The sequence below is a fragment of the Enterococcus sp. DIV1283b genome, from assembly GCF_051710965.1.
GTDB lineage: Bacteria > Bacillota > Bacilli > Lactobacillales > Enterococcaceae > Enterococcus_B > Enterococcus_B lactis.
In genome coordinates, this window is record NZ_JBIOLR010000001.1 from 645,838 (window position 1) to 657,867 (window position 12,030).

14 protein-coding genes are annotated in these 12,030 nt (G+C 36.2%); 11 read left to right on the forward strand and 3 right to left on the reverse strand.

What is annotated here, in order from left to right; genetic code table 11:
- The first annotated feature begins 1 nt into the window (after nucleotide 1).
- On the forward strand, nucleotides 2-1,015 hold the full coding sequence (locus IGJ53_RS03055) for a sugar kinase (RefSeq protein ID WP_438749543.1): 1,014 nt from the start codon (nucleotides 2-4) through the stop codon (nucleotides 1,013-1,015).
- A gap of 55 nt (nucleotides 1,016-1,070) precedes the next feature.
- Here the strand turns inward: IGJ53_RS03055 and IGJ53_RS03060 are convergent, their stop codons facing one another.
- A complete protein-coding gene (locus IGJ53_RS03060; RefSeq protein WP_259741788.1) occupies nucleotides 1,071-1,520 on the reverse strand; it encodes a helix-turn-helix transcriptional regulator in 450 nt (149 codons plus the stop codon).
- Nucleotides 1,521-1,834: 314 nt separating this feature from the next.
- On the opposite strand from IGJ53_RS03060, the gene IGJ53_RS03065 reads away from it, so the two are divergent.
- From IGJ53_RS03065 to IGJ53_RS03080, 4 genes are all read left to right on the forward strand, one after another.
- Nucleotides 1,835-2,014 carry a hypothetical protein gene (locus IGJ53_RS03065; protein ID WP_002312114.1) on the forward strand — a complete coding sequence of 60 codons (180 nt, stop codon included), beginning with the start codon at nucleotides 1,835-1,837 and terminating at the stop codon, nucleotides 2,012-2,014.
- Nucleotides 2,015-2,034: 20 nt separating this feature from the next.
- Nucleotides 2,035-2,202 carry a type II toxin-antitoxin system RelB family antitoxin gene (gene relB, locus IGJ53_RS03070; protein ID WP_010732024.1) on the forward strand — a complete coding sequence of 56 codons (168 nt, stop codon included), beginning with the start codon at nucleotides 2,035-2,037 and terminating at the stop codon, nucleotides 2,200-2,202.
- A gap of 1 nt (nucleotide 2,203) precedes the next feature.
- On the forward strand, nucleotides 2,204-2,431 hold the full coding sequence (locus IGJ53_RS03075) for a type II toxin-antitoxin system RelE family toxin (protein WP_259741789.1): 228 nt from the start codon (nucleotides 2,204-2,206) through the stop codon (nucleotides 2,429-2,431).
- A gap of 268 nt (nucleotides 2,432-2,699) precedes the next feature.
- Nucleotides 2,700-3,662 carry a zinc-binding dehydrogenase gene (locus tag IGJ53_RS03080; protein ID WP_010732025.1) on the forward strand — a complete coding sequence of 321 codons (963 nt, stop codon included), beginning with the start codon at nucleotides 2,700-2,702 and terminating at the stop codon, nucleotides 3,660-3,662.
- A gap of 478 nt (nucleotides 3,663-4,140) precedes the next feature.
- Here the strand turns inward: IGJ53_RS03080 and IGJ53_RS03085 are convergent, their stop codons facing one another.
- Complete coding sequence (locus tag IGJ53_RS03085) at nucleotides 4,141-4,881, reverse strand: hypothetical protein (protein ID WP_259741790.1); 741 nt, start codon at nucleotides 4,879-4,881, stop codon at nucleotides 4,141-4,143.
- 454 nt (nucleotides 4,882-5,335) lie between these two features.
- On the opposite strand from IGJ53_RS03085, the gene IGJ53_RS03090 reads away from it, so the two are divergent.
- The 5 genes from IGJ53_RS03090 to IGJ53_RS03110 all read left to right on the forward strand — a co-directional run bounded on the left by IGJ53_RS03090 (nucleotide 5,336) and on the right by IGJ53_RS03110 (nucleotide 9,561).
- Nucleotides 5,336-6,169: an acyltransferase domain-containing protein gene (locus IGJ53_RS03090; RefSeq protein WP_010732027.1), complete on the forward strand. Its 834-nt coding sequence runs from the start codon at nucleotides 5,336-5,338 to the stop codon at nucleotides 6,167-6,169.
- 1,102 nt (nucleotides 6,170-7,271) lie between these two features.
- Complete coding sequence (locus tag IGJ53_RS03095) at nucleotides 7,272-7,418, forward strand: hypothetical protein (RefSeq protein WP_375379632.1); 147 nt, start codon at nucleotides 7,272-7,274, stop codon at nucleotides 7,416-7,418.
- A gap of 410 nt (nucleotides 7,419-7,828) precedes the next feature.
- Nucleotides 7,829-8,404: a TIGR00730 family Rossman fold protein gene (locus tag IGJ53_RS03100; RefSeq protein WP_002293608.1), complete on the forward strand. Its 576-nt coding sequence runs from the start codon at nucleotides 7,829-7,831 to the stop codon at nucleotides 8,402-8,404.
- Entirely contained in the window at nucleotides 8,404-8,844 is a 441-nt protein-coding gene (locus IGJ53_RS03105; RefSeq protein ID WP_002308312.1) for a nucleoside 2-deoxyribosyltransferase, read from the forward strand. Before IGJ53_RS03100 ends, IGJ53_RS03105 begins: the two co-directional genes overlap by 1 nt.
- 15 nt (nucleotides 8,845-8,859) lie before the next feature.
- Nucleotides 8,860-9,561, forward strand: a complete 702-nt coding sequence (locus tag IGJ53_RS03110) for a deoxynucleoside kinase (RefSeq protein WP_002293604.1) — start codon at nucleotides 8,860-8,862, stop codon at nucleotides 9,559-9,561.
- Between the two features lie 487 nt (nucleotides 9,562-10,048).
- Here the strand turns inward: IGJ53_RS03110 and IGJ53_RS03115 are convergent, their stop codons facing one another.
- Complete coding sequence (locus IGJ53_RS03115) at nucleotides 10,049-10,474, reverse strand: hypothetical protein (protein WP_010732029.1); 426 nt, start codon at nucleotides 10,472-10,474, stop codon at nucleotides 10,049-10,051.
- 229 nt (nucleotides 10,475-10,703) lie between these two features.
- Here IGJ53_RS03115 and IGJ53_RS03120 point away from each other — a divergent pair, with 229 nt between their 5' ends.
- Nucleotides 10,704-12,029 (forward strand): PTS sugar transporter subunit IIC, encoded by a 1,326-nt coding sequence (locus tag IGJ53_RS03120; RefSeq protein WP_010732030.1) that lies wholly within the window; start codon nucleotides 10,704-10,706, stop codon nucleotides 12,027-12,029.
- Nucleotide 12,030: the final 1 nt, after the last annotated feature.

The following is a 12,030-nucleotide window of genomic DNA, read 5'->3' on the forward strand; positions in this document are numbered from 1 at the left end:
AATGAAAATCGGTGCATTTGGGGAAGTCATGCTGCGACTCACTCCTCCTGAACATTTGATGCTGGAACAAACCCATACCTTACGCATGGCTTATACAGGGACTGGCGTAAATCTGGTAGGGAATCTTGCCCATTTTGGCGTTGAAAGTTATTTACTGACGGCTCTGCCAGACAATCGGCTAGGAAAAGCAGCACTCACTAATTTGAACGGCCTAGGTATCCAGACGAAGTATGTGATCCATCAATATCAACACATCGGCACTTATTTTGCGGAAATGGGGTATGGTGTCCGCCCGACAGAAGTCACTTATCAAAATCGAAAACATAGCTCATTTGGTTTATCTGTGATGGAGGATTATGACTGCGTAGCGTTTATTGATGAGATCGACTTGATCCATATCTGCGGGATCAGTTTAAGTTTGTCCGATGAGACAGCTGAAACGGCTATCCAATTAGCAGAACAAGCACATAAAGCAGGGAAAAAAGTTTGTTTTGATTTCAATTATCGTCCTAGTTTGAATCAAGAAGATGGAAAAAAAGAACAAATGAAGAAGCGTTATCATACAATGTTACCTTATTGCGACATCTTGTTTGGCTCAGTCAGAGATCTGACAGAGCTAGTGCAGTGGGAGGAAACAGCCAATGTAGAAAACGAACATGATCCTATTTCTTATATCCAGTCCTTTATGAACCACTACGATATCCAATGGTTTGCTGGGACAAGGCGAGAAAGTGTAGATGGAAGAAAACAGTTAAGTGGTTATTTGATCACACAGCAAGAAGCAAAGAAAACAACTGTTTATCCCTTGGATGTACTCGATCGAATCGGGGCAGGGGATGCATTTGCTGCAGGGATCTTACTCGGTTTCTCTGAAAAGTGGTCCTTACAGAAGACCGTTTATTTTGCTTTAGGAAATGCTCGATTAGCTCATTCGATCCAAGGAGATGTTCCGTTAACGACAAGAGAACAAGTCGAACGTCTGCTGAATGATCCTGAAACAGACTTGATCCGGTAAAAAGATTCAGGGATAAAACAGGTTAGGATGATTTGTTGTCCTAGCCTTGTTTTTGCTAAAGGAGCTGAAAGTAAAATAAAAGGAGTACACCAAGACAATTACATAAAGCTAAAAAGTACATGAAAGGATAACACAGGCGAAGAAAATGCGAATGAATGTATTTTTTCCACATGTTGAAAAGAAATAGAGCAATCACAGAAACAAAAGGGATCAGGAAAGACAGAACAACGAGTAAACAGATGAAAAATCGAATCAATTGTATTCTTTCCGAAGATATTTTCTCTGATTCCATGGGCGCTTCAGGGAGATCAGGAAGAAATATAGAGAGTGTTTGACCATATAATTTAGCTAAGCGATAAACATTTTCGTGATCTGGAAACGAGCGGCCATTTTCCCAATTTGAGACTGTCTGTCTAGTAATCGCGAGCTTTTTTGCTAATTCTTCTTGCGTATGTCCATGTTCTTTTCGTAGTTGTTTTAATTTTTTTGGAAAAAGATCCCTCATAAATACTCTTCCTCTCATTATGTAAAAGCGCTTTTACATTCGTTTAACTCATTGTAAAAAGATTTTATCTATTCAGTCAAGAACAAAATAGGCAAAATAGAATTATCAAAAGAATGAGGTGAAAAGAATGAAAAAAATAATTTTAACTCTTACTAGTATAAGTATGTTGGGTGTATCATTCAGTCCAAGTGTCTCTGCTTTCACGATACAAAATTCAGCAGAAACAAGCGATAGTCAAACTATTGAGATGAACGAATTTGATAACGACATGTACGACCGCAACTAATGAAAAAAACGTTGAAAGTAGGAATATAATGGAATGGATTCGCACAGCTTTTCATATAATCTTTATTGAAAACGGATTGATTCTAGCTATTTTACTGTTAAGTATTGCAGTTGTTTCCAATAGTTTAGTGATATCTACTCAGAAAAAAGAAATGGAGATTCTTGAAAAACGCATGAGTTGTTTGGAAAAAAAGCAAACATCAAAATAATAAGCTATTTATTTAAGTGAATGAACGAAGGAAAAAGTTTATCTGATTTATTGAAATCAAAAACATTAGATTCTCTAGAAAATGCGTATGATACTCATGTAGGAGAGATTGCTTACAAAGAATATTTGAACGATCCTGTTTCTCGCTCATTAGGTGAATGGATGAAAGAAATGGGTATCGAAAAGTAATATGAGGTGTCATGTAGAGACCACGAAAAAATTTGAGAAGCAAATCGAAAAAATGGATAAATTCGTCACAAAAAACATCTTGAACTGGCTATTTAAAAATTTAGAAGACTGCGAAAATCCCAAGGCATTCGAAAAACAGTTGCTAGGTATTTATGTTAGTAAGTGGCGTTATCGAGTGGGCGTCTATCGAATGATTTGTAAAATCGATCATGGTAAAAGAAATGTATGAAAAATAAACGAAGTGTGCATAGATAAAAAAGCTTTTGGTTAATAGAAACCGATGAGTTGAGTAAAATCAAAACTGGGTCAGGATGAACATCATTCTGACCCAGTTTTTTTCCATCCAAAAAGAAAAGGGCAGTTAAAGAATCACTAGATTTTTATGTTTCACTATACCTTTTTCCTGTGTTATGATTTGAAAGAACTTTTGCTGATAGTAAAGCAAGTACATTGGTATTTTTAGTATGTGAAATGAAAAAGAAAGCTGGCGTATTTTTTTGAAAGCATTATATTTTTCAACTTTTGGTTCAAGTGAAGTGTTAAGGTATGGAGAGCTTCCAAAACCGAAGTTAGGTGAACAAGAGGTATTGGTACAAACCGAGTATATTGGATTAAATTTTGCAGACATCTATCGTAGAAGAGGCACTTATCATATCGAGAAACACTCACCATATATCAACGGATATGAAGGGGCAGGAACAATTGTAGATGCTGGTTCATCAGAACTGAAAGCGTTGATTGACAAGAAAGTTCTTTTTGTAGACGTTCCTTTTGCAAATGCTGAATTTGTAGCAGTTCCTGTTGAAAAGTTGATTTTTCTCCCCGACAGGATTGGAATGAAAGAAGCAGCCACAATTGGTTTACAAGGATTAACGGCCGATTTTTTGGCTCATGATCTTGGAAACAATGCACCAGGAGACAAGGTATTTATTACTGGTATCAGTGGTGGTGTCGGACAGCTTCTTTCTCAAATTCTGATTGCAGATGGCGTCAGAGTATTTGGCTCAGCTTCTACAAAGGAGAAGCAAGAAATAGCACTTTCTTTAGGAGTAGAAGAAGTATTTTCCTCAAGAGAAACCGATTGGCAAGCAGCTAACAACAATCGTTTCGACACAGTATTTGATGGCGTTGGCAAAACATTGGAAAGCAGTATTGAATTATTGCATAACAGGGGAAAAGTAATCTTTTTCGGAATGGCAGGAGGCAATCCGCCAGCTATTGATCTAGTAGATATGCTTGCTCATTCGAAAAGTATCCTTACAGGAGACCTTTGGGATTATCTTTCTTCTTTTGAGGAAAGAGAAAAAAGGAGTCAACGTCTCTTTTCTTATCTTACAAATAACAAGATAGTGATCCATGAACCGACAATTTTTTCGTTAAAGGATGGAAAAACAGCCCACGAATATCTTGAATCGGGAAAAAACATCGGAAAAGTATTGTTGAAGACAAAAGAGAAATAAAAATGAAAATACTTATAATTGGTAGGAATGGCATACTTGGAAAAGAAGTTGCGAAATCAGTGTTTTGAGCTAATGCCGAGGGTCAGATGATTGAATACCCTTTAAGGAAGAGGTTGTGAGCCTGCCGTTCAGCTCTGAGTCACAAGGAACAATTTCAAAAAACAGCTTCTTATGTTTGATGGCTATTGTGACTTGTGACCGAGGAGTTGTCAGGAGGACACCGTTTATTCGGAAAAAGGAACTGTGACACGTTTTTGTCAAAGTTCCTTTTTGTTTAATCTTCAGTACTTTGTTGCATTCATGTAATAGTTCTTAGTACATGACAAATTAATGATCTGTTAGTTTGAGAGTACTAGATGTATCTATCTTTTAACAGAAGGTTTCTGAATCCATATAAGGAGGGTACGCCTTTTTGTAGACGTCCTGTCTCAATCGAAGAAAGTTAACTTGTTTAATGTATGTCTTTTGTTCCCCTCGTTCAATTGTCGATTACCATGACATCAATAAGCTGTTTGATATCTTCAGGAGTGTTGGTCGGGATACTGATTGTAGAAGCTTCATCTAGTATTTTTTTAGTCTTTTCTTTGACTAGCTCAGGATGATCAGAAGTTTCATCATGTTGCCAATGAGAAGGAACAGGGTATTGAGTTATTGTACCGTTATGATTGCTAGAATAAACTACTAAACCTTGGAAAGTTATATTTCCACTAAGTGTGACTGTTTCAGCTGGAAAAGCGACACTTCCTTGGTCATAAGGGTCAATTGGTGTTCCTGCTGGAGACTTAGAAACATGCAGTTCAAAACCAGTACTTGGATCAGCTAACCATTGTTTATATTGTGTGCCCATCACAGCTAGCCAAACTCTAGCGTATTCTATTTCTAGATCAGAATAATTACTTAACAAATCAGTTGAATTACTGACTTGTGGACTTGTCGATTCACTGACAGAAGCATAAGTCTCACTACTATTTGTTGACGGTACAGTTGACGACGAAGTAGTTGATGGAACGATGGAAGAACTAGTGGTGTGTGAAACTGATTCACTACTGCTTTTAACAGTAGCGCTTGATTCGTTATTCGTTTTACTGTCAGTTGTTGCTTCACGAGCAGTAGTGTTTTCAATAACAGTCGAATGAGGTGTCGACTGGCGAGTGTTTTTTTGCTCGCAACCAACAAACAGAAGTACGAGAGGGAGTAAAATGAATATCCTTTTTTTCATGAAATTAACCTCCAATTATCTAAGAAAATAAAATAACGTTTTTATTTCTCTTTATTGTACTCCTGTATAATAAAGAGGAAAAGGATATTTGGTTAAGAAATCTCTCTGGTTTGGAGAGAATTAGATGAAAATTAAAAGCTAATCTGAATAGAATTTTTTTATAACCATATGACACAGCAAAGTTATTCTTTTACTTAGTATGGAAATCAAATTATTTAGCATAAGTATTATTTTTTTACATAAAGTTGTTGTTTTTGATATATATTTATTTGGCACTTTGTGATTATGTAAAAGAACAACGTGATGCTGGGCGAATCAAAGTAGTGACGGCATCTGATCTTTCAAATGATGTACAATAAAGAAGTTGATTAAAGATTCGAAAAACGATAATTAATCATTTGAGCCACACACTTAAGAAGAGGGGAATGAAGAAAGAATTTTGATGGAGGAAATAATGTATAAAATCAAGAATCTAGCGGGTGACTTAGATTTCCCAGAAGCCGTGATAGAACAAATGATGCTGGAATTAGAAAGTATTTCTAGTGAAGTGCTTGAACAATATAGTCGTGAATTACTGGATGCTAATAAAGCAAAAGCAGCTGCCAAAAAAATAGACGAAGTTTATGGAGAAGAGCCGTTTGTAGCATTAACAATTTATCTATATGCAGCTTCTCAAAGTTGGTTAAAAATTTATCAACTATTGAAGATTCCAAGAACTATCTATTTGGCAACAATGAATGCTTTTACTAGATTTATTCATGAACATTTTCAAGTAACAGGAAAGTATCGCTTTGACCGTGGTTTTTGGATTTGGCGTTACACTAGCGGATTGATCTTTCGGATTGGTGAATTGGAATACGAAAGGACATATTTTCCAAAGGGGCACAAAGAGCTAAAATTAGAGGGGAAGCAGTGTCTTTCTCTTCATATTCCTTCCGATGCAGATTTATCCCGAAATAAGATAAGAGATAGTTACGAAAGCGCCATTCGTTTTTTTGAATTGTATTTTTCTGATTATCATTACCAAGTGATGTACACAGATACTTGGTTACTGTCGCCAAATCTTACTAAATGGTTGAAACAAGATTCAAAAATCCGACTTTTTGCAGCTGATTATCGCCTTTTGTCAGTGGATGAACAAGATAATAGTGGAGTTCCATGGATCTTTGGACGAGTAGATGCTCAAGTACAAGACTATCCAGAAAAAACCAGTTTACAACGACAAGCGAAACAACAGTTACTTGCAGGTGCACACATTGGCTCCGCTTTAGGTATTCTTTCCCTATAACTTTAGCACTTCGAAATATTTTAAACATATAAGTAACTGCATTAACCGAAAAAATAGGCTTCTATGCATGAGAGAAACCTACTTATTATTGTCATAATAAGTCTAGTGATTAAACGAAGCTTTTAATTCATTAAAGCTACGATAAGGTACTCCATAGATCCATTAAATGAACCAAACGCCTCACCTCTCATCTTGAAACTATTAGAAGAAAGAAGAAGAGAAGGGGCACTAGAAACAAGTGTATTTTGCAAATGGGTCGTAAAAGAATAAGAAATGTTGCTTTTACAAAAACCTGGTCGAAAAACAGTACACATTTTCGTGATTTTTCGTTTTTTCTTGACTACTGATGGCGCTATCAGTATCATAAATGGCAGATAGAGACAGCCAAATAAAAAAAGGCACCTCTACTTCTAGTGGCAGCTAGAAGTAGAGGCCTTGAAAAGTCATCACACGTGACCGTCCAAGTTTGCCATAGTCAATGTAAATACATCAACCTTGTTTATTGTATCGAATCTAAAAGGAGAAATCTACCCTTTAGAGGAGAAATTTTAACAAAATGTATGCGTTTTATTTGCTGAGCAAAAGGTATTGGACAGTGTGTTCAATACCTTTTTTGTCTGAACATACACCCGAAGATAAATCTGCTCTATTCGAAGATCTCCTAAACTTTTCTTTTAATAGAGCTACAGCCAGCAGATCCGGTCAGTGTAAAAAGATGTTTTTCGCCAAAGAAATCAGCCTTTGCGTATCATATTATGAAAGCAGATTTTATTTGGCTGTTTTCTATCCTGTTTATTATAGAAAAAGCCAGTAGCCCCAAATGCAGAAATCATTCAAGGAGAAAAAGAGGTATCTTGGGATGATTTGACGATCATTTAGGAAGGTAGAGACGGAACAGAATGGATTACAAGAAAAGAGTACAACAAATGTTCCTAGATTCAGGAGTAGTATTGAAAGAAACAACACTAGAAAAAATCGAATATACAGTTTTTAGTATCGAAAAGGCTTAGTATATCTTTATGTCGAAGGAAAAGAAACAAAAAAACTTTCCTGTACTATTCCAAAGGGGCAAGAAAGTTACTATACGGCAAAAAAAGAAATCATACTTCACGTTGGAGACCAGTACACGATCGAACCAACTATCAAACACTGGTTCCAGGCAGGTGCAACAGGCGCGGTTATCACCGAATGTTCTTCCAGCAGTGATGATCCAAGTGATAGTTTTACGAATCCAGCTATTTATCGTTAATACAAAGGTTTAGGAACAAGCTGATGAACCAAAATGATCAAATTTCGATCATTTGGTTCGTCGGCTTTTTTATTTAGAGAAACATCAGGCGTTGGTGAAACATAACACGAGAATAAAATGGATTTTTCATTAATAGGAGAAATAAGTGTGTGACGATTTAAATAATGCGTGTTATTGACATGTAGGACGAAATCCCAATTTCTTCTATAAGTAAGTCGTTTCAATTTTATATTTACTAGTTATTTATTTTTTTTGTTACTGTAAAATAGCTGAAAAATTCTTTTTTTGTAAATACTATATATAGTGGTGCTTGATCTATATACCACTAAAAAACTACAAAATCTAGTCTTTTATTTTAAAAAAACACGTGTAGAATGAAGTTAGACTTTTGAGTTAGGGAGTGTTTTTTTATGAAACTTACTGTTTTTTGCGGTTCCCGTTTTGGCAATAAAGAAAGTTACAAATTTATTGCGCAAACGTTAGGAAAATATATGGCACAAGAAGAAATCGAACTGGTTTACGGTGGTTCATACTCCGGGATTATGGGAGTGATTAGTAAAACAGTACTGGAAAATAACGGAAAAGTCACAGGTATCTATCCAAATGGCCTTTTTGAAACTGAGCTGCCTGGGAAAGATGTTACTACATTCATTCCTACAGAGACGATCGATGAAAGAAAGGTATTATTATTTGAAAAAGGAGATGCTGTCCTCGTTTTCCCTGGAGGTCTAGGTACATTGGAGGAATTTTCGCAACTTCTTTCTTGGATAGCGATCGGCCTGACGCCTGATAAGCCAATCGGAATATTGAATATTGGCGGTTATTACAGCGGCTTGCAACAATTATTAGAAACTTTTGCAAAAGAGGATTTTATGGATAAAAAATGGTTGGATCAAGTGATCTTTTCCAACAATCCATTGGAACTGGTCAATGAATTACGAGCAGTATCTATTAAAAATCAGTTATTATTGAAGGAGGCAAAATAATGAGTCAAATATATTTAGCAGGACCATTTTTTTCAGAGGAGCAAATCGATCGAGTAAGTCGTATCGAAAAAGCGTTGGAGGAAAACAAAACAGTTACAAGTTTCTACTCTCCACGTCATCACCAAGAAAGCAATTATGAACTATTCAGTGCTGGTTGGGCGCAAGAAGTATACGAAAAAGATATGGAAGAGTTGACAAATGCAGAATTTGTTGTTGCTATCCTTGACTTTGAGCATCAAACAATCGATCCAGGAACGGCTTACGAATTAGGTGTGGCAACTATGTTGAAAAAACCGATGATCATCGTACAAGAAGAGACGGTACCTACGAACTTGATGATTACACAAAGTCTTCACACATATTTAAAATCAGACCAAGCTGTACGTGAATATGATTTTGAAAAATTGCCTGTTGAAACTTACGTAGGCGAGTACTTATAGAAGAGGAAGGGTTGTATGTCAGTGATTTTGATTTCAGGAACGATTGGTGCAGGTAAGAGCAGTTTGACGGATATGCTTGCAAAAGAGATTGATTCTAAACCATTTTATGAAAATGTCGAGGATAACGAAGTATTGCCGCTTTTTTATTCAAATCCTGAGCAGTACGCATTTTTATTGCAAATCTTCTTTTTGAATAAGCGATTTTTAGCAATGAAAAATGCTTTAGTGAACGATGACAATGTGCTAGACCGCTCCATCTACGAAGATAGTCTGTTGTTCCATCTAAACGCGGATTTAGGTCGGGTAACGGATATCGAAGTGCAGCAGTACGATAGCTTATTAGATACGATGCTAAACGAGTTAGATGATGTTGCTCCAAAAAAACGGCCTGATTTGATGGTCCATATCAAAGTTTCTTTGGACACGATGCTAGAACGTATCAAAAAACGCGGGCGTGACTATGAACAGCTAGAAAGCGATGAGACGTTATACACTTATTACGAAACATTGAACACCCGCTATAATCAATGGTATGAGGATTTTGATGTATGTCCTAAAATACAAGTGGATGGGGATACATTCGATTTTGTAGAAAATCCAGAAGATGCAAAAAAGGTGATTCGTCAGATCCAAGAAAAATTAGCTGAATTGGAAGGAAAGCCTGCTGGAAAATATTTTACAGATAATCAGCATGCAAAAGGTCAAGAATTAGGCTAAAAATAAAAAACCAAACGACGGGAAAGAAAAATTACTACGTGATGTAGAATAAGTCTTTCTATCGTTTGGTTATTTTATATTCAAAGATGTGAAATAAATAAAACGTTACTCTTTGATTTGTGAACTGAAATGAACCACTGTTTGTTTTACTGATGAAGCTTGATCAAAGGAAGAAGCTGAGTTTGAAGTTCATAAAAATCAGCCATAGTGAGTTTTGCTTGATTTTGCTTATCTTCTTTTGCTTTTTACATAATTTTTGACAGGATAAGATTCAAACGATTTAAAAGAATCTTTGACTAGTTTGTGGCAATTGTCGCATATACTCAAACTTCCTTGATCATTAAATTCTGTATGGATATTTTTGTTGTTATTACATGTACAATAATCAGGACTATCGATCATCCATTTCGTCTCCTTTACAGTCATCTTGCTTCTTTACTATAGCAGAAAAGAAGGGGAGAAACAAAAGAAGATCCAACAGACGGCACTATAGACTGTAGATGTTGCCATCCTCATCCTTCAAACGGTAATTACCGATTTTGGTAAATGTGACTGTTGCTTCTTTTTTATTTTCTTTTCCTGAAATAATATATTCGTCATCTGTGGTAGTGATCTTAATATCTGTCAGCACTGTTTTTTCTTCAGATGATTCAGAAGAATCAGTTCCTTGTGTCTGATACGTGCGTGTCCATTCCATTTTTTTATCTGTAAATGTCAACTGTCCCGCGGATAAATCCATATCTTTACGTACTTTTAGCGTATATACACTGTTAGTGATATCTGCTTTTTCCGCTTTTAAGACAGAAGAATCGGTTGTTTCGTCCGAGGATTGGTCAGAGCCGCCAAACAAATCACAGCCAGTCAATGTCAAAAGTCCCGCAGACAAAATAAATAGTACGATTAATTTCTTCAAAATACTTCCCCCATTTGATAGGATAAAGAAATTATACCATTGGAAAGTAAAACTTCAAACGGATGGAAGAGAAAAAATTCACAAAATACCATTAAATAGAATAAATTTTCAAAAGTCATAAAAAATCCACCACTTTTAGAAAGCGTTTTAAAAAATGTGTTGCAATCTTTTAGAAAAATGCTATATTAAAAATGAACCGGTTCAATTTTAGAATCTAGGAGATGAAATAATGAAAGTCGTAGACAGACTATCTGAAAAAATGCTACCAATCGTATCTAAGATGAGTAGCCAGCGGCACTTGCTGGCCATTCGAGACAGTTTTATCGTTACTATGCCGTTAGTAATGGCTGCTTCTGTCATGGTTTTGCTGAATGCTCTGATTTTTTCAAATGCAACAATCCAAAGAATACTTGATCTAAGTCCATTGGCAGAACTTGCTTCAATCGTGAATAATGGTACGATGAGTATTTTAGCTATTATCGTGTGTTACAATATCGGCTGGAATTTGGCAACCCATTATATCCAAACAGGCGTGATTGATGATCCATCATTTAGTCCTGTTCATGCAGGAATTCTAAGTACAGCCGTAATGTTTATTTTGATGCCTTTATCAAGTACAGTCACTTTGTTGGACGGAAATACAGCAGAAGCTACAGGGGTTTTCTTACAAAGTCTGACTTCTTCGTCTGGCTTAGCAACGGCGATGATTGCTGCCCTTGTCAGTACAGAATTATTTATCAAATTAGCGAAAATGAAGAGTTTTAAAATCAGGATGCCAGAAGGAGTTCCACCGGCAGTAGCCACGTCATTTAATTCTTTAGTACCAGAAATAGTTGTCATTTTATTTTTTTCAGTTGTCGTTTTTACTTTAAACCATACGACTGGTTTGAATGTTCCGCAATTAATTGAATTAGCGATTCAGACGCCATTGAAAGCTTTTGTTTTATCCGTCCCAGGCATCTTATTTTTACAGTTTTTCTCTGATTTCTTATGGGTGTTTGGGATGCATGGTTCGAGTATTTTGGCTCCTATACGGCAAGCACCTTTGTTACAATCTATTCAGGAAAACATGGATGCTTTTTCAGTAGGAAAAGAAATTCCTAATATTATTACGGAGCCCTTTACCAATGCATTTGGATTGATTGGAGGTGGCGGGTGTATTTTACCGTTAGTTATTGCTATCTTGTGGGCTTCTAAACGTCAAGAACAGCGATCGATCGCTAAATTTGGTCTGACTACTTGTTTATTTAATATTACTGAACCAATTATGTTTGGATTACCAGTAGTCATGAATCCAATATATATGATTCCTTGTGCTATTATACCATCTATTAACTTGATTATTGCCTACGCAGCCACAAGTCTTGGAATCATCAGTAAAACAGTTGCTGCTGCACCTTGGATCACTCCGCCGGTTATACAATCTTTTATTGCTACAGGAGGCGATATACGAGCAGCAGTCTTAACAGTAATACTTATCATTCTAGATGTATTTTTATTCCTGCCATTTGTGTTAGCCGCTAATAAGGCAAAATTGGCAGAAGGAGGATATTAAG

Bases quoted from the DNA above. Each gene is read 5' to 3' on its own strand.
- IGJ53_RS03055 (WP_438749543.1), top strand. From the start codon at position 2: ATGAAAATCGGTGCATTTGGGGAAGTCATGCTGCGACTCACTCCTCCT.
- IGJ53_RS03120 (WP_010732030.1), top strand. From the start codon at position 10,704: ATGAAAGTCGTAGACAGACTATCTGAAAAAATGCTACCAATCGTATCT.
- relB (WP_010732024.1), top strand. From the start codon at position 2,035: ATGAACGAAGGAAAAAGTTTATCTGATTTATTGAAATCAAAAACATTA.
- IGJ53_RS03090 (WP_010732027.1), top strand. From the start codon at position 5,336: ATGTATAAAATCAAGAATCTAGCGGGTGACTTAGATTTCCCAGAAGCC.
- IGJ53_RS03085 (WP_259741790.1), bottom strand. From the start codon at position 4,881: ATGAAAAAAAGGATATTCATTTTACTCCCTCTCGTACTTCTGTTTGTT.
- IGJ53_RS03110 (WP_002293604.1), top strand. From the start codon at position 8,860: ATGTCAGTGATTTTGATTTCAGGAACGATTGGTGCAGGTAAGAGCAGT.
- IGJ53_RS03065 (WP_002312114.1), top strand. From the start codon at position 1,835: ATGGAATGGATTCGCACAGCTTTTCATATAATCTTTATTGAAAACGGA.
- IGJ53_RS03060 (WP_259741788.1), bottom strand. From the start codon at position 1,520: ATGAGGGATCTTTTTCCAAAAAAATTAAAACAACTACGAAAAGAACAT.
- IGJ53_RS03105 (WP_002308312.1), top strand. From the start codon at position 8,404: ATGAGTCAAATATATTTAGCAGGACCATTTTTTTCAGAGGAGCAAATC.
- IGJ53_RS03100 (WP_002293608.1), top strand. From the start codon at position 7,829: ATGAAACTTACTGTTTTTTGCGGTTCCCGTTTTGGCAATAAAGAAAGT.
- IGJ53_RS03075 (WP_259741789.1), top strand. From the start codon at position 2,204: ATGAGGTGTCATGTAGAGACCACGAAAAAATTTGAGAAGCAAATCGAA.